The 21,198-nt window shown below is 44.5% G+C and carries 13 protein-coding genes and 5 pseudogenes; 11 read left to right on the top strand and 7 right to left on the bottom strand.

Annotated elements, in window-relative coordinates; genetic code table 11:
• The first annotated feature begins 6 nt into the window (after nt 1-6).
• Nucleotides 7-1,324, top strand: a pseudogene (gene deoA / locus A5N84_RS05310) (thymidine phosphorylase).
• Between the two features lie 170 nt (nt 1,325-1,494).
• Here the strand turns inward: deoA and recF are convergent.
• The 3 genes and pseudogenes from recF to ushA all read right to left on the bottom strand — a co-directional run bounded on the left by recF (nt 1,495) and on the right by ushA (nt 5,957).
• A complete protein-coding gene (recF, locus tag A5N84_RS05305) occupies nt 1,495-2,568 on the bottom strand; it encodes a DNA replication/repair protein RecF (protein ID WP_072281539.1) in 1,074 nt (357 codons plus the stop codon).
• Between the two features lie 153 nt (nt 2,569-2,721).
• The gene (locus tag A5N84_RS05300; RefSeq protein WP_072281538.1) at nt 2,722-4,212 is read right to left on the bottom strand and encodes a YifB family Mg chelatase-like AAA ATPase; all 1,491 of its coding nucleotides are present in this window, start codon (nt 4,210-4,212) and stop codon (nt 2,722-2,724) included.
• Between the two features lie 106 nt (nt 4,213-4,318).
• Nucleotides 4,319-5,957: pseudogene (gene ushA / locus A5N84_RS13420) on the bottom strand (bifunctional UDP-sugar hydrolase/5'-nucleotidase UshA).
• A gap of 280 nt (nt 5,958-6,237) precedes the next feature.
• Here ushA and A5N84_RS13415 point away from each other — a divergent pair.
• The 4 genes and pseudogenes from A5N84_RS13415 to A5N84_RS05275 all read left to right on the top strand — a co-directional run bounded on the left by A5N84_RS13415 (nt 6,238) and on the right by A5N84_RS05275 (nt 9,955).
• A pseudogene (locus A5N84_RS13415) lies at nt 6,238-7,127 on the top strand (glycine betaine ABC transporter substrate-binding protein).
• 1 nt (nt 7,128) lies between these two features.
• A complete protein-coding gene (locus tag A5N84_RS05285; protein WP_078055585.1) occupies nt 7,129-8,202 on the top strand; it encodes an ABC transporter permease in 1,074 nt (357 codons plus the stop codon).
• An 89-nt stretch (nt 8,203-8,291) separates the two neighbouring features.
• The gene (locus A5N84_RS05280; protein WP_072281537.1) at nt 8,292-9,233 is read left to right on the top strand and encodes an ABC transporter ATP-binding protein; all 942 of its coding nucleotides are present in this window, start codon (nt 8,292-8,294) and stop codon (nt 9,231-9,233) included.
• Nucleotides 9,230-9,955: an ABC transporter permease gene (locus A5N84_RS05275; protein WP_233119970.1), complete on the top strand. Its 726-nt coding sequence runs from the start codon at nt 9,230-9,232 to the stop codon at nt 9,953-9,955. Before A5N84_RS05280 ends, A5N84_RS05275 begins: the two co-directional genes overlap by 4 nt.
• Here the strand turns inward: A5N84_RS05275 and trmA are convergent.
• Nucleotides 9,952-11,028: a tRNA (uridine(54)-C5)-methyltransferase TrmA gene (gene trmA / locus A5N84_RS05270; protein WP_072281536.1), complete on the bottom strand. Its 1,077-nt coding sequence runs from the start codon at nt 11,026-11,028 to the stop codon at nt 9,952-9,954. The genes A5N84_RS05275 and trmA overlap by 4 nt on opposite strands.
• Before the next feature lie 11 nt (nt 11,029-11,039).
• Entirely contained in the window at nt 11,040-12,206 is a 1,167-nt protein-coding gene (gene dapE / locus A5N84_RS05265) for a succinyl-diaminopimelate desuccinylase (protein WP_072281545.1), read from the bottom strand.
• A gap of 128 nt (nt 12,207-12,334) precedes the next feature.
• On the opposite strand from dapE, the pseudogene A5N84_RS05260 reads away from it, so the two are divergent.
• The 6 genes and pseudogenes from A5N84_RS05260 to A5N84_RS05240 all read left to right on the top strand — a co-directional run bounded on the left by A5N84_RS05260 (nt 12,335) and on the right by A5N84_RS05240 (nt 16,166).
• A pseudogene (locus A5N84_RS05260) lies at nt 12,335-13,110 on the top strand (ABC transporter ATP-binding protein).
• 17 nt (nt 13,111-13,127) lie between these two features.
• On the top strand, nt 13,128-13,916 hold the full coding sequence (locus A5N84_RS05255) for a transporter substrate-binding domain-containing protein (protein WP_072281535.1): 789 nt from the start codon (nt 13,128-13,130) through the stop codon (nt 13,914-13,916).
• A 3-nt stretch (nt 13,917-13,919) separates the two neighbouring features.
• Complete coding sequence (locus tag A5N84_RS11740; protein WP_233119969.1) at nt 13,920-14,201, top strand: ABC transporter permease subunit; 282 nt, start codon at nt 13,920-13,922, stop codon at nt 14,199-14,201.
• Complete coding sequence (locus A5N84_RS05250; RefSeq protein WP_233119968.1) at nt 14,161-14,622, top strand: ABC transporter permease subunit; 462 nt, start codon at nt 14,161-14,163, stop codon at nt 14,620-14,622. Before A5N84_RS11740 ends, A5N84_RS05250 begins: the two co-directional genes overlap by 41 nt.
• Before the next feature lie 50 nt (nt 14,623-14,672).
• The gene (locus A5N84_RS05245; RefSeq protein ID WP_233119967.1) at nt 14,673-15,359 is read left to right on the top strand and encodes an ABC transporter permease; all 687 of its coding nucleotides are present in this window, start codon (nt 14,673-14,675) and stop codon (nt 15,357-15,359) included.
• A gap of 21 nt (nt 15,360-15,380) precedes the next feature.
• Nucleotides 15,381-16,166: a transporter substrate-binding domain-containing protein gene (locus A5N84_RS05240; RefSeq protein WP_072281533.1), complete on the top strand. Its 786-nt coding sequence runs from the start codon at nt 15,381-15,383 to the stop codon at nt 16,164-16,166.
• 62 nt (nt 16,167-16,228) lie between these two features.
• On the opposite strand, the pseudogene A5N84_RS05235 reads toward A5N84_RS05240, so the two are convergent.
• Both A5N84_RS05235 and A5N84_RS05230 read right to left on the bottom strand, forming a co-directional pair.
• Nucleotides 16,229-19,158, bottom strand: a pseudogene (locus tag A5N84_RS05235) (type III restriction-modification system endonuclease).
• A gap of 2 nt (nt 19,159-19,160) precedes the next feature.
• Nucleotides 19,161-21,098 (bottom strand): DNA methyltransferase, encoded by a 1,938-nt coding sequence (locus A5N84_RS05230; protein WP_072281532.1) that lies wholly within the window; start codon nt 21,096-21,098, stop codon nt 19,161-19,163.
• Between the last annotated feature and the right edge of the window lie 100 nt (nt 21,099-21,198).

Genomic DNA, 21,198 nt, shown 5'->3' with positions numbered 1-21,198 from the left:
GAAACAATGATGTTAATTCAAGAAATCATTAAGAAAAAACGTGATAATCAAATCCTAACTCAAGAAGAAATCAATGCTTATATTCAAGGGGTTGTGGAGGATAGCGCTAGTGAAGGGCAGATTGCGGCGATGTGTATGGCCATTTATTTTAATGATACAACCATCGATGAGCGCACGGCGTTAACCTTGGCGATGCGTGATTCTGGCAAGGTGTTGAGTTGGCAGGATGCTCATTTAGATGGCCCTATAGTGGATAAGCATTCTACAGGTGGGGTGGGCGATGTGGTGTCGTTGATGCTTGCGCCAATGGTGGCGGCGTGTGGGGGGTATGTGCCGATGATTTCAGGACGTGGCTTGGGGCATACTGGGGGAACGTTAGATAAATTATCGGCCATTCCTAATTTTGATACGTTCCCTGATAACGACCGATTGAAAAAATTGTGCGGGAGGCAGGTGCAGCGATTATCGGGCAAACAGGTGATTTAGCCCCTGCTGATAGACGTATTTACGCTACGCGCGATATCACCGCTACGGTGGAATCTATTTCACTTATTACCGCCTCAATCCTATCGAAAAAACTTGCCGAGGGTTTGGATAGTTTGGTGATGGATGTGAAAGTCGGCAATGGTGCCTTTATGCCAACCTATGAGAAATCTGTGGCGTTGGCGCGTTCGATTGTGGAGGTGGCAAATGCGGCAGGGTGTCAGACTTCAGCGCTGTTAACTGATATGAATCAAGTGTTGGCTTCTAGCGCGGGAAATGCGGTGGAAGTTGCTGAGGCGGTGCGTTATTTGCGTGGTGAGCAGGTTAATCCGCGTTTGCATGAGGCAACGATGGCGCTATGCGCGCATTTGTTGGTTAATGCGCAATTGGCGAGCAATTTAGAGCAAGCGCAGGAGAAATTACAGCAGGCATTAGATAGCGGTAAGGCATTGGAGCGGTTTGCTAAGATGGTGCATGCGCAAGGTGCGCCTGCTGATTTTGTAGAGCGTTATGAGCATTATTTGCCAAAAGCCTCTGTGATTAAGCCGTTAATGGCGCCTAAAGCAGGGACATTATTGTCAATGGATACCCGTAGTGTGGGCTTGGCAGTGATTGGTTTAGGCGGTGGCCGTCGAGTAGCAAGCGATAAAATTGATGTTGCGGTTGGATTTGATAAGGTTTTAGCGCTAGGTAAAACAGTAGACACGCAAACGCCTTTGACCGTTATTCATGCACAAAGTGAGGATGCTTGGCAACAAGCTGCGCAAGCCTTTTTGCAAGCGATTAAAATTGGCGATGAAGCTATGAGGCAACGCCAATGGTTTATGAAGTGATTCGTTAATATTCTATAGATCTTTCCCCCGCATTTTGCTTTAGGCTAAATGCGGGTTTTTTTATGCGCGAAAAAGGGTTCGTTGTTTGTCGGTAGGGTTTTGAATATGCCTTGCAACTGTTGATTTTATTGTTGATTTTTATGGGGCGGATTTGTAGATACTCATTTAAATGGTTGGGCTAGTCTTTGCGGTTAAAGTGTCCATTTTCTAGATAAAAGATTTGGCTATTGCTGGGGATAAGGTCTTCACTGGGGGCGTTAATGCTGGTGATAAACCATTGTGTCGCGCTTTGGATGATAAAAGAGAGGAGCAGTTTTTGGCGCTTGAAATCCAGTTCTGCGCTGAGGTCGTCGATGAGCATGATAGGGTGTGTGCCACTATCTTGGGCAATTAAAGAGGCTTGCGCGAGAATCAGTGCGCTGAGTAGCGTTTTTTGTTGTCCGCGCGAGAAATATTGGGTGATGTCTTGCTCATTAGCATAAAAGCGCAGTTCGGCGCGGTGGATGCCATCACGGGTATGTTTTAAGAGTTTATCGCGTTCAAGATGATGTTGTAGGACGTTGGCAAGGCTGGTGTGAGCTTGCCAACCGCGATGATAAACCAAGCGGATGGGTTCAAGTCCACCCAGTTGAGCATGGTAGTGGTTTAAGGCGTTTTCTAAACGGGCGAGGTAGTGCTGGCGCATGGTGTCGATGTGTTTGGCGCTATCGCTTAAAAGCTGTTGCCACGGGAGGATGAGATTGTCTGCCCATTGCTGTTTTAAGGCGGCATTGCGATTTTTTAGGGCATATTGATAACGTTGCCATTGAGGGAAAAACTGGGGGTCGGCGTAGAATACGCCAAAATCAATGAATTTACGGCGTTGTTCGGGTCCTTGGTCGAGTAGGGCAAAGTTGGTGTTATTGAGTAGGCAAATCGGCGTGAGCTGGGCGAGTTTACTCAGTCCATGAAACGGTTCACCGTTTAGGCGTTGGGTGTGTTGTTGTGGGGTTTTTTCGATGCCTAAAAGATGGGGTTGTTGGTTTTTATGGATTTGCGCGATAAGACGTAAATAGGGTTGCGTGTGGGTGATGAGTGTTTTAGTTTGGTTGGTGCGAAAGGATTTGCCACGTCCTAGAAGATAGAGCATTTCGATAAAGGCGGTTTTACCACTGCCGTTTAGTCCATAAATCCAATTGCCCTGCGGATGAAAGGTTAAGGTGGTATTGGCAAGGTTGCGAAAGTGATTGCACGTTAGGGTTTTAATATACATGAGGGCGTGCCCCTTTTAAGGTGAAATGGGGTGAGGTTGGGTTTGGTTGTTTGAAAAATTTGGGTAATTTGTCCATGTTCAGACGGTTTGGTTAAAAAATATCATGCTGAGCTGAGATTGTGGCATGTTGTGTATAAGGTTTTGCATTGGTCTTTAGCTAAAACCTCGATATTGTAGCGCTTCGCTGATATGGCTTGGGTCGATTTGTAATTGCTGGTCAAGGTCGGCGATGGTGCGCGCAACTTTTAGTAGGCGATGATAACTGCGCATGGAAAAATGCAGTTTGGCAGCAGCGCGGTCTAGCAAGGGGTAGACGTTTTCTTTGGCGTTAAGGTGGGTGTCAAGTTGGGAGGCGCTTAGATGTGCATTAACGCACCCTTGGCGCTGGAGCTGAATTTGATAGGCATGATTGACTTGCTGTTTGAGTTCGGCGCTGGTTGTGCTGGGGTTGTTTTGGCGGATTTCAGCTGGGCTTAGACGGGGGACGTGAACTTGCAGGTCGATGCGGTCTAATAGAGGACCAGAGATTTTTTGCCGATAGCGTGCGATTTGGTCGGGGGTGTCGGTGCAGGCGCGCTCAGGGTCGCCATAATAACCACAGGGACAGGGGTTCATGGCGGCGATTAGTTGAAATTGTGCTGGAAAATGTGTTTTTAAGGCGGCGCGTGAAATGGTGATATGCCCATTTTCTAATGGTTCGCGGAGCATTTCTAAAACTTTGCGGTCAAATTCTGGCAGTTCGTCTAAAAATAATACGCCATGATGCGATAGAGAAATCTCTCCTGGTTTGGGAATGCTTCCGCCTCCAACCAAAGCAGGCGCTGAACTGCTATGGTGTGGACTGCGGATGGGGCGTTTTTTCCATTGGTTGAGGTCAAATCCTTGGCGGCTTAGGGAAAGTAGAGCGGCGGTTTCAATGGCTTGATGTTCGCTCATATCAGGCAAGATACTGGGAAAGCGCTGGGCAAGCATGGATTTTCCTGTACCAGGGGGGCCGCTCATTAGAATATGATGCCCGCCAGCAGCGGCGATAAGTAAAGCGCGTTTGACTTGGTGTTGTCCAATCACATCAGAAAAATCAGGATATTGTGGCGCTGTGATAGGGGGAGCGCTAGGTGGGGGGAGCCATTGGTCTTGTTGATAGGCAATGGCAGCGATATGCGCCAAACTACGGGCAGACTGCACTTCGAGATTATGGAGGAGTTGAGCTTCTAGGTGATTGTCTTGGCAAACGATAAGACGATGATTATCTGCTTGGGCGGCTATGGCGCAAGGAAGAATCGCGCTAACAGGACGTAAATCGCCCGATAGCGCGAGTTCGCCTTGCCATTCGCTTTGTTCAGCAATAGAGGCAGGCAGTTGTGCTGAGGCGATGAGAATGCCAAGGGCAATGGCAAGGTCAAAACGTGCGCCGTCTTTAGGGAGGTCAGCTGGGGCGAGATTGATGGTGATGCGTTTTTGTGGAAATTCAAAACCGCTATTTAAAATAGCAGCGCGGACGCGGTCTTTGCTTTCTTTAACCGCTTTTTCAGGAAGCCCAACCAGAGTGAGCGCAGGAAGTCCTGAGGAGAGATGCACTTCCACGCGTACCAAAGGGGCACGCATGGAAAGTGGTGCGCGAGTGTAGACAGTAGCAATATTCATGATGAATCAAAAGCTTGAATAAAACGCGCATTGTAATGAATTTATGTCTAAATCATAGTGTTAAAACCAATATTAATTAATATCTTGGTTTTTCTTAATATTATTTTTATTGGAAAATAATATCGTTTTTAGGGTCAAATTTTTCAGCATCTAGGATTTTATGTTCATTAAAATAACGTTTTAGCATTTCGGCATCTATAAAACCCGTATTAACGTAACTTGGATTATCTTTAAGGATTGGATACCCATCGCCCCCGCCAGCAATATAATCAGGTAAAGATAGGGTATAGAGTTTATGCTCATCAAGCGGTTTACCAGCAATTTTTACCTCGCTGATTTCGCCTTTAGCGCGATTGACCTTCATTGAAAGCCCAGCAAATTGGGGATATCCGCCACTATCTTGGTCGCGCAAAGCGGCAAATGTTAGATATTCTTTGAGCTCTTGACCGTTTAATTGCACGGTTGCAATCATATTGCCAAAAGGTTGAACGAGTAATAAATCGCGATAAGTAATCACCCTTCATTTAAAGAATCACGAATACCGCCAGAGTTCATTAATCCTAAATCGGCATTGACTCTTTGCATTTGGGATTGCGCGATTAGGCGCCCAAGGTTGGTTTGTTCTGAGCGGATAATTTCTCTATCGCCTTCAAATCTGCCTTTAACTTCGCCTACTTTGATATTTAAGAGGGCGTGTCCTTCTTCTTGATAAGGTTTTAGTTGGGCAAAGAGTTCTGGATCTTGTGCGATTTCTTGGGTGTATAAAACATATTGATTTTCCCCGTCGCTGCCTTTGATTTTTTGCTTAAGATTAATGGGGATGAGTTGATAATTTAGCAGTTCGGTTTTGCCATTGCTGTATTTAAAATCGGCGCGTCCAACATATTTTCCCCAATAACCAGCTTGCATAATATAAACGCCATTTTGCAAATCTGGTTTACAAGCTTTGCCAGCGATATAGTCAGAATCTAAAGCGCCATTTTCATCAATGCAAACAGTGTTATGCGTATGCCCACCAATAATAATATCCAAATCCCCTTCTTTGACCGCGCGAGCAAGGCTGACATCACCAGGGGCATTTTGTCCATGCTGTGCGTTGTTGTAATAGCCATATGCGTTAGGGCAATGCGGATATCTGGTTTGTCGTGTTCGTTGATGATTTTAAGGGTCTCTTGTGCTGTTTTAATGGCAGGTTTAAAAACTACTTCAGCCGTTACCTCTGGATTGCTCAGTTTAGCGGTATCTTCAGTGGTAAGCCCCATAACGGCAACTTTAAGCGCTCCTTTTTGCAAGACAATATAAGGATTAACCAGTGGTTTTTCTGTTTCTTTAGACAATACATTTGCAGAAACGAGCGCAAATTTAGCTTGTTTTTGTTGTTCTAATAATTGATTAAGTGGGAAATCAAATTCATGATTGCCAAGGGCAACCGCTTCGTAGCCCATGGCGTTGAGCCCTTCAATATCTGGGATTGCATTGAGCAAATCTGATTCGGGAACGCCTGTATTGTAATCTCCAGCATGCAATAGGATGAGCGCATTGCCTTGGCTTTCTACTTCTTGGCGGATGCTGTCAATAACGGTTTTTTGTGCGGGAAAGCCGTATTCTCCGCGTTCATTTTGCCAAAAATGCCCATGTGAATCATTGGTGTGTAAGACTGTAAAATAATGCGTTTCATCTGAGGGCGCAGCAGAGATATTCGCGCTTATTAAAGTCGCTAATAGCCAAGGACGGTAAGATTTCATCTTTTAAGACTCCTTTTAGGGGGGATAAAAATTTTTCCATTGTCGTTTTAAGAGTAAAACGAGGCGCTATTTTATCAAACCTCATTTTTTTCTTAAGAAAAATTAAAAATTACTTGTGGTGAGGGTTTTTTGTGCGTTTGCATTTGCTGTGCGCGGTGGGGTTAGGCAAGCGCTAAAATATAGATTAGATTAGGCATAAATAAATGACAATGGCGCTTGACTCTTTATAATAGAGCGCTTTGTAAATAGTTCTGGGAGTTGGCATGGGTTTTTTAAAAAATTGCAGACGGTTAGTTTGGTTTTGGGGCTGTGGATTGGCGGAGGGGTTGCTCAAACGGCGGTGGTGGTTAGTTCAAAGATTGATTCAGAAGGGGCGTTGTTGGGGAATGTGATTGCGCAGGTGTTAGAGGCGCATGGGGTTGAGGTGGTTGATAAAATTCAGTTGGGTGCGTCTAATATTGTGCGCACGGCAATTCTTGGGGGAGAAATTGATGTTTATCCTGAATATACGGGAAATGGCGCTTATTTTAGTAATAGCTTAGAGGATGCGGTGTGGCGTGATTTGCAGGCAGGCTATGAGCGGGTGCGCGCAGAAGATGCTCAAGCGCATGATTTGGTGTGGCTTGAGCCTGCAAAAGTTAATAATACTTGGGCGATTGCGGTAAATGCTCAGTTGTATCGTGAGGGGGTGCGTAGTTTTTCGGATTTGGTTCACTATTTATCTGATGGTGGGGCATTTAAATTAGCGGCTTCGGCAGAATTTGTGGAGAGTCCGTTGCGTTGCCGACTTTTGAGAAGGTTTATGGGTTTCAATTAGAGGAATCGCAGTTGCTGGTGTTATCAGGGGGGAATACCAGTGCGACGATTCAAGCGGCTGCTCGGGGGACAAATGGGGTGAATGCGGCGATGGTTTATGCCACAGATGGGGCGCTTGCAGCGCTGGATTTGCATGTATTGGCAGATGATAAACAATCGCAGGTGGTCTATGCGCCAGCGGTGGTGGTGCGTGGGGCGGTGGCGCGTGAATATCCTGAGTTGCAGGCGTGGTTTGCGCCAGTATTTGCGCGATTGGATTTGCAGACGTTGCAGGCATTAAATGCACGCATTTTATTGGAGGGGGTGTCGGCTTCTGTGGTGGCAAGTGAGTTTTTAGACTCGGTGGCGCATTAGGATGCCGCAAAGGGTTGACAGAATTGGGGAGCAACGTTTGGTGATGGCGGTGCTTTTGAGCATTCTCATTGGGGTGGCGCTGGTGTGTCCGCTGTTAAGTTTAATGCCCAATCGTTTATTGGCAGGAGCGCCTTTTTATTGGTGGCAGGATTGGAAGGCGGTGGATGGGTTCTGGCTGGGCGCGCTTGTGTTATTAGGCGGTGCGGTGTTTTGGGGTGGGGGGAGATGGCAGGCAGGGGCGGTGTTATTTGCATTGGTGATATGGTTGGTGATGGTGGGGCAGGAGGCTTCTGCATATCGCCTTTTGCAGTCGCCTTTATCGCGGGTGGGTTTGGCGTCTGGGTTTTGGGGGGTGTTGGTGGTGCTGGGGTTGATGTTGTTGTCGGTCTCGCGCGCTCTTGGGCGGATGGAGAGGTTGTTGCTGGTGGGATTGGTTGTGGGGATGCTGATGTGGGGATTGGCTAAGGGGGTTTGGGATGATGTGGCGGTTATGACGGAATATTATCGCCAAGCGGCGCGGTTTGAGCAGGAGTTTTGGCGGCATGTGATGTTGGTGGCGATGACGCTTATTGGTGTATTGGTGATAGGCTTGCCGTTAGGGTGGTGGGCGAGTCGACAAGAGAGGGTGGCAAGGAGAATTTTTGCACTTTTAAATACGTTACAGACGTTGCCATCTTTGGCGTTGTTTGCGTTGTTGTTAGCGCCTTTAGCGGCGTTGGCAAAGCGTTTTTCTTGGTTACAGGATTTAGGCGTTGGGGGGATTGGGGTTGCGCCTGCGGTGGTGGCGTTGGTGATTTATACGCTGTTGCCTTTAACGCGTAATACTTTTATGGCGTTTACTTTGGTGCCTGAGTCGGTGTTGCTTGCTGGGCGGGCAATGGGGATGACGCGCGCGCAATTGTGGTGGCAGGTGTCTTTGCCATTGGCTTTGCCTGTGGTGCTTTCGGGGGTGCGGGTGGTGTTGGTGCAGGCGGTGGGGCTTACGGTGGTGGCGGCGCTGATTGGCGCTGGGGGGATTGGGATTTTTTATTTGGCAGGGCTTGGGGGGAGAATGTGGCGGAGGTGGTGCTTTTAGGTGCGTTGCCTACAATTGCGCTGGCGTTGGGGTTAGATGGGCTGATGCAGGGGTTGATTGTGCTGTGTAGGCGCTTGGAGGCAAAATGATTGAATTTGTTGGGGTGGGGGAAGGCGTTTTCAGGGCGCACGGTGTTGGAGAAAGTTGATTTTAAGGTGCGCGAAGGGGAGATTTTGGTGCTCATTGGGGCTTCAGGCAGTGGGAAATCAACGCTTTTGCAGATAATGAATCAGTTGTTGGTGCAAGATTATGGGCGGGTGTTGTTTGCTGGGCGCGATGTGGCGGAGTTTGAGTTGGTTGCGCTTAGGCGGCAGATGGGGTATGTGATTCAATCGGCTGGGTTGTTTATGCATTGGACGGTGTTGCGTAATGTGATGACTGTGCCGTTGTTGTTAGGTTGGGAAAAGAAAAGGGCGCGTGAGGCGGCAATGCTGCAGTTGGAGGCGGTGGGGTTGCCTGTGGCGCATTTTGCACAGCTTTATCCGCATGAGTTATCTGGTGGGCAAGCGCAACGGGTGGGGGTGGCGCGCGCTTTGGCAGGAAATCCGCCTGTGCTGTTGATGGATGAACCCTTTGGTGCGCTTGACCCAATAACGCGTGAGTCGTTGCAGCAATTGCTGTTGTCGTTGCAACAACAGCAGAAAAAGACGATTGTTTTTGTAACGCATGATATGGATGAGGCGTTGCGCTTGGGCGATAGGATTTTGCTGTTGCAGGAGGGGCGTGTGGCGCAATGTGCAACGCCATTGGAGATTTTAACAAGTCCTGCTAATGATTTTGTGCGACGTTTTGTCGGGGAGGCGGATTTGGGATTGCGATTGTTGGCGCAAGTTAAGGTGAAAGCGTGTATGCAGAAAAGCGATAAGCGCTTTGAGGGGCATGGGGAGGCGTTAACGTCAGAGAGTTCGCTAAAGGAGGCGTTATCGCGCTTTATTGCTTTGGGGGTGGAGGAATTGCCTGTTGTGAATGAGGCTGGTGAGGCGGTGGGAATGTTGGCGCTGGTTGATGTGTTGGCATGGAGTAGGCGGTGAGGTGGGCGTTGGTGCGCTGTGGGGTGTGGACGGTGTTGCTGGTGGGTTTGGTGGTGGGCTTGCCTTATTCTGAAAAGATTTTTGCGGCGTGGTTTCCTGAGGTGCACACGCCTTTGTATACGCGCCAGAGTTTTGCGGGGCTTTTGTGGGCGCATTTGTCTTTAGTGGGTCTGTCGTCGCTAATAACGGTAGGCGTGGGAGTGGGGGCTTGTATTGCAGTTACGCGGGGTTGGGGGCGAGCCTTTGCGCCGTTGTTGTCGTCTTTGGTGAGTCTTGGGCAATCGATTCCACCTGCGGTGGTGTTGGCGTTGAGTGTGCCGATGGTGGGGTTTGGCTTTATGCCTGCGCTGTTGGCTTTGGTGTTGTATGGGTTGTTGCCCATTGTTGAAAATGCGCTTAAGGCTTTTGCGCAGCTGCCGCGTGATGTGTTGTTGGCGGCTAGAGGATTGGGATTTAGCGCTTGGCAACGTTTGCTTGAGGTGGAATTGCCGTTGGCGTTTCCGCTAATTTTGGCTGGAGTGCGGACGTCGGTGATGATTAATGTGGCAACAGCGACGATTGCTTCGACGGTGGGAACGCAGAGTTTAGGCTCGCCAATTATTGCGGGGTTGACGAATTATAATCTGCCATTTGTATTGCAGGGCGTGGCGCTGGTGGTGGTGTTGGCGTTATGGTTGGATGCGCTATTTGAGGTGGTGTTGGCTTGGAGCGCTAGGCGCTAGCGTTTTTTTAGGAGTGTGCCTACTTCCATATGCTCAGTGTTGGGGAATTGGTCGAATAGGGCGATGTGTTGGATTTGATGGGTTTGGCAGAGTGTGGTGAGATTGTCGGCGAGCGTGTAGGGATTGCAAGAGATATAGAGAATGCTGTCAAATTGTTGCATGAGTTGTAGGGTGTCGGGGTCGATGCCTGCGCGTGGGGGGTCAACAAGGATGGTGGAAAATTGATAGTCGTTTAAGTGGATGTCGGCTTCAATTAGGCGGCGGAAAGGGCGTGTCCCTTGCCAAGCTTGGCTGAATTCTTCCGCAGAAAGGCGCGCGATTTTTAGATTGTCGATGTGATTTAGGGCGATGTTTTCTTTGAGCGCTTTGATGCTGGTTTTGCTGATTTCGGTGGCTAGGGTTTTGTTGAAATGACGACTTAGCGGGAGGGTGAAGTTGCCATTGCCACAATAAAGCTCTAGCAGGTCGCCTTGGCTGTGTTGGCAGTGTTGCGCTGCCCAATTGAGCATGATTTGGCAGATATATCCATTGGGTTGACTGAAACTGCCTTCATATTGGCGGTAGTGATATTCTTGCTCTAAAACGCGGTAGGTTTCTTGAACATAATCTTGAGTAAGGACGATTTTTTGTTTACGCGCGCGTCCGATGATGTGGCTATTTAAACGCTGTGCGAGGGTGTGGGCGCTTTGTTGCCAAAGGTTGTCGAGTTGGCGGTGATAAAGAAGGGTAATGAGGCTTTCTCCTGTGAGGGTGGTGAGAAAATCTATTTGGAAGAGTTTGTGCTTTAGGATGGGGGTTTGATTGATGGCATCAATTAAGGGGGGCATGAGGCGGTTGATTAGCTCAGCGGCTGGGGGGAATTGGGGGGTGTAGATGATGCTGTCGCTTTGCGCTTTTTGCCCTTGGCTCACCATGACGTAATGCGCACCGCTATCGTTATGCCAAATGCGAAATTCAGCGCGTTGGCGGTAGTGTTGGTTGGGGCTTGGGTAGCACTCAATGGGGATTTGGGCGTAGGGGGTAAGGAGTTGGCTTAGGCGGTGATGTTTGTTTTGTAGGTCGCTAGGGTGCATAAATTTTTCTATTAGATGGATTGGTGATGTTGCCAAATCTGTTCGATGGTGCTGGCATAAATTTGGCTTAAAGGCACTAGGTCGGCAATGCGCACGTTTTCATTGGCTTGGTGAATGGTAGCGTTGCTTACGCCAAATTCTATGGTCTCTGCGCCGTGTTTGGCAAAAAAGCGTGCATCGGAGGTGCCGCCTGCGGTATTAAATTGGACGCGTTGCTGGGTATGTTTGGCAATAGCTTGGCTGAGGGCTTGGAGAAGGATTGGGTTTTGTGTATAAAAGGGTTCGGCTGATAAGCGCCATTGGTAATGCGCGCGTAGGTTTAGGGGGGTGAGCGTTTCTTCAATGATGGCGGTAGCTAGATGTTTTAGGCTATCAGCGCTATGTTCATTATTAAAGCGCCAATTGGCTTTGAAAAATGCTGTATTGGGGACGACGTTTTCTGTGCCATCGCCACCTTGTAGGGTACTCACTTGAAAGCTGGTTGGGGGGAAGTTTATATTGCCGTTATCCCATCGAATGCGACTTAGGCGCTCAACTAACGCGCTGATGCCGTAGTTGGGGTTGGTGATGTGTTCAGGATAGGCGACGTGTCCGCCTTGTCCTTCAACGGTTAGATGTAGTTGTAAGGAGCCACGGCGTCCATTGCGTGCGCTATCGCCTAGTGTGTGATTGCTGGTGGGTTCCCCAACAATGGCGTAGTCAATTTTTATGCCTTCAGCGCTAAGATGATTGAGTACCGCTTGGGTGCCATCAATAGCGAGTCCTTCTTCATCGCTGGTTAGCAGGAGTGCGAGTGTGCCTGTGTGGTTGGGGTGGCGAGTAACAAGGTCGATTAAAGCGCTGGTCATGCAGGCAACGCCTGATTTCATATCTGCTGCACCGCGGGCGTAGAGCAATCCATTTTGTTCGCTGGGGGTAAAAGGTGGGGTGTGCCAATGTTTTAAATCCCCAGCAGGGACGACGTCGGTATGCCCTGCAAAAACAATGAGGGGTGCGCCTTGTCCATGAGTCGCCCATAGATTATCAACGCGCTCAAAAGAAAGATTTTTAATGGTAAAGCCTGCATTTTTGAGTTGTTCGGCAATAATGGGTTGGCATCCTGCATCCTCTGGCGTAACAGAGGGTTTTTCAAGAAGTTGACGCAGTAGCGTTTCGCTTTCGCTTGGGTGTGGGTGCATAATTGGCTCGATTGTTTTTTTGGGGCGCATACTCTAGCACACTCACATCATACGCCATAGACATGCTTTTAACATCGTGTACAATTAGGCGCTTTTCGCAAGCTAGATTAAGGGTGGGGGGGCGGATTTTGAATGCGGTTGCAGCAATAAAAGCGGTGGATATTCACAAGCGTTTTGGCAAAGAGGAAGTGCTTAAGGGCGTATCTTTGACGGCGCATAAAGGCGATGTGATTTCAATTTTGGGCTCTTCAGGTTCGGGTAAGAGTACTTTTTTGCGTTGTTTGAATTTTCTAGAGCTTCCAGATAGTGGGGAGGTTTGGGTAGCTGGTGAGCAAGTGGCACTTGCAACAGACCGCAAGGGTGCGCGCTATGCTCAATCCTCTAAGCAGATTTCGCGGGTGCGTTCGCGATTGTCGATGGTGTTTCAAAATTTCAATTTGTGGTCGCATAGAACTGTATTGGAGAATTTAATTGAAGCGCCTGTGCATGTGTTAAATGTGCCACGTGCGCAGGCGATTGAGCAGGCATTGGCGCTGTTGGATAAGGTGGGGCTTTATGAGCGCAGGGATTATTATCCTGCGCATTTATCAGGGGGTCAGCAACAACGTGCGGCAATTGCGCGGGCATTAGCGATGCAACCTGATGCGTTGTTATTTGATGAGCCAACCTCAGCACTTGACCCTGAGTTGGTAGGCGATGTGTTAAAAGTGATGCAGGATTTGGCTCAAGAGGGGCGCACGATGATTGTGGTAACCATGAAATGGGGTTTGCACGTGAGGTGTCCTCACATGTGATGTTTTTGCATCAAGGGTTGATTGAAGATGAAGGAACACCTGATTATTTGTTTAATCACAGTCAATCAGAGCGCTGTCGACGGTTTTTGTCTAATAATTTGAAAGGCTAATTATAAAGGGGTGAACTATGAAAAAAGTATGGTTATTGAGTTTGTTATTTGGGGCCTCGGTGTATGCTAGTGAGGAGAAAATTATAGTGGCGACGGATGGCACTTATCCGCCTTTCTCTGAGATGGATGATAAAGGTCAAATGATAGGATTTGATATTGATATTGCAAAAGCGTTATGCGCACAAATGCAGGTGCAATGTGAATTTAAGCAAATTGAATTTGATGGTTTGATTGCTGCTTTAAAAACAGGAAAGGCTGATGCGTTGGTTGCTTCTTTAAATGCAAATGATGAACGACGCAAAAGTGTAGCGTTTTCTAAGCCTTATTATGGTAACCCTGGGGTGTTTGTGCGAGCTAAGGGTAGCAATCTTGAGTTTGATAAAGCGTCTTTAAAAGGGAAAGTGATTGGCGTTTTGCGAGGGACTACTTTTGATGAGTATGCAAGCCACGAGATGAAAGATTGGGGGCTTGCGATTAATCGTTATGCCTCACAAGAAGAGGCGAATTTGGATATGCGCGCTGGGCGCGTAGATGTATTGTTTGCTGATAAAATTGCTTTGCAAGATGGCTTTTTAGACCGCGAAGGAGGCGAGAAGTTTGAGTTGTTTGGCGATGAATTAAATGATGAAAAATATTTTGGTGAGGGTATTGGCATTGCGGTGCGTAAAGATGAGCCACAATTAGCACAGCGCTTTTCAGATGCCATTGAGGCTATTGTTGCTAATGGAGAGTATAAAAAAGTTAATGACCGCTATTTTAGCTACGATATTTATGATGTGATTGCCCATCCGCCAGCAGCACGATAAACGATGCAAAACACCTCTTTATTACTTGGCTATGAAATGAATCTGCTTAAGGGGGCTCTGCTAACGGTGGAGCTTGCCTTGGGTGGGTTGGTGATTTCATTGGTGTTGGGCGTGTTGCTTTGTTTGGCGCGACTTTCAAAAATTACGCCTCTGCGTTGGTTTGCAAAAACCTATATCACGTTATTGCGCGGAATTCCTGATTTGGTGCAATTGTTTTTGTTTTTATTACGGCGCGGAGTGGCTAGTGAATTATTTTGCATCACAATTGGGGTGGGGGCGGGTTGAATTTAATCCGTTTATCACTGGCACAATGATTATTGGACTGATGTTTGGCGCTTATATGGCGGAGACGTTGCGCGGGGGAATTAATGCCATTCCCAAAGGGCAAATTGAGGCAGCGCGCGCTTATGGGTTATCAGGATTTACATTGTTCTGGCGTATTACACGACCGCTCATGTTGCGTTATGCCTTGCCAAGTTTGGGGAATAATTGGTTGGTATTATTAAAAACTACGGCGCTGGTATCGTTGATTGGCTTGCATGATTTGGTGGGTTTGGCGAATTTAGCGGCAAAAAGTAAACATGCGCCATTTTTGTTTTATTCAGCAGCAGCGCTAGGGTTTTTGATCTTAACGACCTTATCCTTGCTGGTGCTTAATTGGCTAAAAAGACGCTATAGCCTAGGCTTTGCGCCGCGCTCTATGTAGGGAGGGGTTATGGATTTTTTTGAACAATATGCCCGATTATCCTAGATAATTTGCCTTTATTGGCTGAGGGGATATGGACGACGCTTTGGCTGGTCGGGATTTCTCTATTATGCGGATTGGTCTTAGCTGTGCCTTTTGGTGTAATTTTAGCAAGCGCTGCGCAAGGCATTACCCTAAAGATTGCAAAAGCGCTGGTATCAGCATTTAGCTATGTATTTCGTGGCACACCAATGCTTGTGCAACTCTATATTATTTATTACGGGGTGGGGTTGCAATTAGGCGCGGTAGAGGGGATTCGTGAAAGTGTTTTATGGCCAATTTTGCGTCAATCATGGCCTTGGGCATTGTTGGCATTTACTTTAAACACCGCAGCCTATACCTCTGAGATTGTGCGCGGTGCGATTGAAACAACCCCTAAAGGTGAAGTGGAAGCCGCTTGGGCAATGGGAATGTCTAAAGGTTTGATTTTTAGGCGCATTATAATGCCAAGCGCCATTGAGCGCGCCTTGCCCGCATATGGTAATGAAGTGATTTTTATGTTGCATGGCTCGGCGTTGGCGTCTGTGGTGACCTTATTGGATATTACGGGCGTAGCGCGAACGTTATATGCAAAATATTATGAGCCGTTTACCCCTTTTATTGTGGCAGCTGTAATCTATTTACTGATTACCTTATTAATTACGCTGTTATTTCGTTGGTTAGAAAATCGCTATACGCGCCATTTGATAAAACATTAGCGTTACACTTGGGAGAATAAAATGTTTAAAAAACAATGCATTGCAATGGTGTTGGGTTTTATAGGTATATCGTCGGCATGGGCTGAGCAGGGGCAGACCTTGCGCATTGGTATCGAAGGGGAATATCCGCCTTTTAGCGCAGTAAATGAGCAAGGTGAGCTATATGGATTTGATGTAGAGATTGCAAAGGCATTATGCGTACAAATGCAAAAAGACTGTACGTTGGTACAAATCTCTTGGGATGCAATGATTCCGTCGCTTAAAACAAATAAGATTGATGCAATTGTTGCATCAATGAGCGCAACCGATGAACGCCGTCAAAGTGTTGATTTTACGGATAAATATTATTCAAGCTATGGTAAATTAGTGCTAAAGGATTCTCTAGCAGGTCAAATTAATTCTGATAATTGGCAAGAAAAACTTCAATCCATCACTTTAGGCGTGCAGCGTGCAACCATTCATGATCGCTTTGCCAGTGAAAAACTAAAAAATATCGTCGGCGAAATTCGCCAATACAATACGCAAGATGAGGTGAATTTGGATTTAATCAGTGGGCGTATTGATGCAACGCTTGCTGATACCATAGCGCTCATTACTGGTTTTTTAGAAACAGATATGGGGAAAGGTTATGCCTTTGCAGAGCCTGTTTTTGATGACCCCGCTTATTATGGTGAAGGCGTATCCATTGTAATTCGTAAAAATGAAGAGGCGCTAAAACAAGCGTTTAATCAAGCAATTCAGGAGATTCGCGCAAATGGGGTGTATCAAACGATTAATGACAAATATTTTAATGTAGATATTTACTAAAAGCATCGGAATTTAGAACAAAAATTCTAATAAAAATGACCATCGCGCGTGATGGTCGTTTTTTATGCTTCGTCTAAGGCTTTTTTAATGATTTCTTTAATCTGACTACCTTGGAATTGGGTCGCGAATATTATTTTTAAATTTACTCTACTGCTGATATGTTCAATCCATCGTCTGGCATGTTCAATTTTTCTTTGTTCTTCATTGCGTAGAGAGTCACTTCCCTCAACGCCTTTACTTTCTACCACTAAGTTTAAAGTTTCACCCGTTTTGCTTTCAATAATATAAGCAAAATCAGGAGAATAAGTCCCACCGCCTGCCACGGGAATTTTAATCGAATTTTTGGGGATTTTAGTAAAGACCGTAATTGAACTAACCGCATCTTCTACAATATTTTTGCGCTCAATATCGCTATCAAAAAAAGTTTGCTCAAATAAAAACTCTGTCAATGGGGGTTGCTCATGATGATTGACCCCTAAATCTGCGCTATTAATTTCATCTAAAGGGTTGCCTTGAATATCAGTAAATTTTGTAGGATGTACGCTTGCAGATATTTGCTCATAACCAACTTGGAATTTACTAAAAGAATGTTGCAATAAATACTGATTAAAGCCTTTATGAATACTATAAATGGTTTGCTCATTCATAAATTTTTCAATATTTACTTTATCTCTGACTTGATAAAAAGCGCGATGCAACGTTGCCATTTGAATAAAAGATTTTTGCGCTAACTTTTCTAAAAAAGCGCGATAGTTCATGGTAACAATTGGCTCAATCTCATCATATTCATTATTATCCCAATATTCAGAATATAAAGAATTCTGATTTACTTTGATTTGATAAATTTTTGTTGAAAGTCCACTGATTGCAAATTTATCTTGATGTTGTAATAGATAATCAACCAATAATTGCTGGCATTGTACTTCGCTTATTTGATAATTCAAAATCGCTTTTTGATTAATCATTTCCCATAGTGCTTTGAGTTCATCATATTTACCCTCGCGCATTTTAGCCTTGTTTTTATCTTTTCCTGCATGGGCGATTTTGCCTTGTTTAAGTGTATGTTGTTTAAAAGCATCTGGATAAAGCTGTTTTACTTGATTTAATCCATCATGGATAAATTTATCATCATCATCAATAAAATAAGATAATTTATTACGAATGGATTTTTTTGTTTCATCAGGATAAGACATTTGTATCTTTTCAAATAATGCGTCATTTAAAGCATCAAAAATAATCGCTTTATGTGCATTTTGATTGACTTCTTCTGTTAGTTTATAGACAAAATCAGATTCACTGCTATCTACAAAATAATTAAGCATAAAGTTGCTATCTTTGACTCTCGCCATAAATTCATTAACAGGTAGGCGCAAGCCGCGTCCTACTTCTTGCAATTTACTGGTTTCACTACCGCTGGAGCGTAACTTACAAATCCCAAAAATATTGGGATTATCCCAGCCTTCGCGCAACGTCCATTTAGAAAAAATAAAACGGCGTGGATTATCTCGTGAAAGCAAACTTTCTTTATCGTGCAAAATTTCGCTAATTTGCTGAGAAGTCTTTTCATCCTCTGAGGAATTGTCTTTAGAGAAATATCCACCGTGGGTAGCAGAGATATCTTTTAACACTGTTTGCAAAGAATGATAAAAAGCGGAATTTGGTTGCACATTTTTTAATGCTTTTGTCGCTTCGTCTTTAACGCAGGCTTCAAAACGCGCTTTTAAGCTGCCTGAAATATTACCGTCCTCACGATAACCAGCAATATCATCAATGAAAAATAAAGTTAAGGGTTTGATTTTATCCGCGCGATTTAATAATTCTTGCTCTACTTTAAAATGCTCTCTTAGTGCTTGGCGCATCATTTTATCTGCGACTTGATTTGAATAAGCATAAGGCTTAATACTTTTGTTTAGTTCCACTTCAATCATCTCATTAAAGACCACTAAGTTTTTTTTGGGATGAATATTAGTAAGAATTAAATCATCTACTGCTGGATGGACTTTGTTCAAACTCTCGCCAACAGAAAGAATAAAATTTTTTCTTTCTTCTTTAGTACGTAATTCAAACTTTGCCTCATTTTGGCTTAATTTTTCAATAAATTTAATATTAGCTTGAGAATCGCCCTCTATTTGCTCAATAAAAGCTCGCACACCTTTTACTAAATCTTGATTAAAAGCATCCATCGCGGTTAAGCGATAAATGAGATTATAAAAATTATCATTAAAGGTCGCGCCATACCGCAATATAAATTGTGGCTTAAATGCTATTAAAGTCCGCCAAGTTTCATTATTATCGTTAAAGCGGTGGGGCTCATCAATGATTAATATGGGCTTGATGGATGCAATCGCCTCAAAAGGTTTATCATACAAATCTTTTAACAAAACACTGCCATCATTGCCAGCATCTTTACCTTTCATGGTTTTACTGTTAATCATGCCCATATTTAAAAGTAAGACATGAATTTTTTTCGCATTATCCGCTTGCACAAAACGCACAATCTCTATGGCATCGGGTGATTTTTAGATTTATTTTTGGATTTTTTAGATTTCTGGCTTTTCACAACATATAATTCAATTTCAGTATCGCCATATTCCCCCTCAAAATCCAAACGAAAATGCTGTTTTAAAGCTTCGCTTTTTAAAAATTGTTCCGCGCCAGCCTTAATAGACAAAGTTGGTACAGCAATAATAAATTTATATATCCCCAATTGTTTGTGCATTTCAAACATAGTTTGCGCATAGGTATAAGTTTTGCCCGTGCCTGTTTCCATACTAATATCCAGCACTTTATCTTGATGTATTAAGTGCGATTCAATATGATTTTGTTGTTGGATTTGCTGGATATTTTGTGCAAAGACATTGGCAGATAATTCAATAGTTGGATTTTCTCCCATTGGATTATTTATTTTATGTGCTTTATTAAAAACCGCCAACACCGAACGCACCGCCGCTATTTGATGAGGCAAGTTTTTTTCATAATGAAAGCCCGCCATTTTTAATACCTCACCAATAAGTGAATATCCAGTTTTTTACGGTTGGTATAACTGTCTAAAGCTTGTTTAAGTTCTTTTTGCTTAGCGCTTTCTACATTTGCGCCAAACAATACAATCCGTTGCAGTAAAAAGGTGGTATCGTTATCCAATCGTTCAATCAAGGCTTTAATTGCCAAACTGTCAAACCCAGCCCGCAAAATATACAAAGTATTGCTCGCCAAATGAGCAAAATAATTACCCAAACCGATTATTTGAACTGGTTCGGTGAGAAAATTGCCATCAAAAGCGCGCCAAGTGGTGAGCAGCGTTTGATACTGTTCGTCGTTTAAGTGGACATCAAGCATATCAGGCAGTTTCATTTGTGGATTTAACCACTCCTCCTCATAAGATTTACGAAAATCAGGCATGGTTTCAAAGATCTTAAAACCCAAATCGCCTTGATAATCGGGAAAATCTTGGCGGATTTTAACCGCACTTTTTTCAATACGGGCTTGGGTAATGTCAAAAATTGTGGGATAGCCTGCTTTACGGGCTTCGGATTTGGGGTCGGTTGGTTCGTCAATCTGCACGCAAATAAACCTACGATTGCCATTATCTTCGGCATTTAATTGCATCACAGCGTGGGCGGTTGTGCCTGAACCTGCGAAAAAGTCTAGGATTAGGTCGTTTTTCAAAACTTTAAAATTTATTAGATATTTTATTAGACTGGTAGGTTTAGGATTAGTAAAAACTTGTGAATCAAATAATTCTAAAATTTCTTGTGTCGCTTTTTCATTTGTATCAACATTGGAATTTTTCTTATCAATTAAAGGATCAATTATTTCATTTTTAATAAAGTTAGTTGGTCTTTTTGACCCCTTTTCATTTCGCAAAAATCTAATAGACAATTTGATTGTTTTGGCTATAAATGTTGTGCCTTTCTTAATTTCTTCGTCTAAAGTTGCTTGAATCCATTTAAATTCACCAGACAATAAAATAGGGGTGGTAGATTTGAAATTAACAATTTCAATGTCATTCATCAAAGTTACTTTATCAAATTCACCTGCTTTTAATTTACCATTTTCAATAAATTTAAAAGTTAAACTATCCGCTGGAAACTCCAAAATTCTTTTTGTATTTCCTGAATTTAATAAAGGTTCATCTCCTTCATCTTGCTTTCCTGCATTATATTTATAATTGTCTTTATTTTTTTCATAACAAAGAATATATTCATTTGTTTTTCTAGATTTTAACGATAAACTTGGCGGTGTTGATGTTTTAATCCAAGAAAAATACTCAACAAAATTCTCCTCCCCAAACACTTCATCACATAAGAGTTTCAGCTGTGCTTGTTCATTATCATCAATGCTGATAAAAATCACGCCATCATCTTTGAGTAGCTCACGGGCGATATACAGGCGTGGATACATAAAGGTCAGCCACGCACTGTGGGAATTGGATTTTTTGGCGGTAAAGTCTAGCACCCGACGGGCTTCATCCGTGCTCATATCGGCAAGTTTGGCAAGCTCATCAGGGGTGAATTTACGGTCGTCTTGATACACAAAGCCGTCCGAACCTGTGTTATAGGGTGGGTCGATGTATATCATTTTGACTTGATTGGCGTAGGCATGTTTTAGATGTTTTAAGACTTCTAAATTATCGCCTTTAATCAGTAGGTTTTGGCTGTGTTGATTTTGGGGTAGGGCATTATGCTGACTATTCTCATGCAAAAAGGTTGTCGGTGGACAATCGCGCAAATAGCGGGCGTAAGATTTGCCCAACCAGTTTAACGAATAGGCTTCACGGCTAATGTCTACCTCCAAAGAGGGCAGCAGCTCTGCCATTTTTTCAGGTAAAAATGCGCCGTTTTTATCAAAACATTGAGGGAAATGTTGTTTTAGTAAGGTGATTGATGGGTTTTCTGTCTGTTTAGAAAAAAGATATTCGCTTGGGAGTGACATTATCGCACCCCCAATTTTTTTAGGATGCAGTTAGGGTTGGTTGGTTGGTTGGTTGGTTGGTTGGTTGGTTGGTTGGTTGGTTGGTTGGTTGGTTGGTTGG

The organism is Rappaport israeli (genome assembly GCF_001888055.1).
Lineage (GTDB): Bacteria > Pseudomonadota > Gammaproteobacteria > Cardiobacteriales > Cardiobacteriaceae > Rappaport > Rappaport israeli.
Note: the sequence above shows the minus strand (reverse complement) of the source record. Positions and strands in the feature narration are given on the sequence as shown.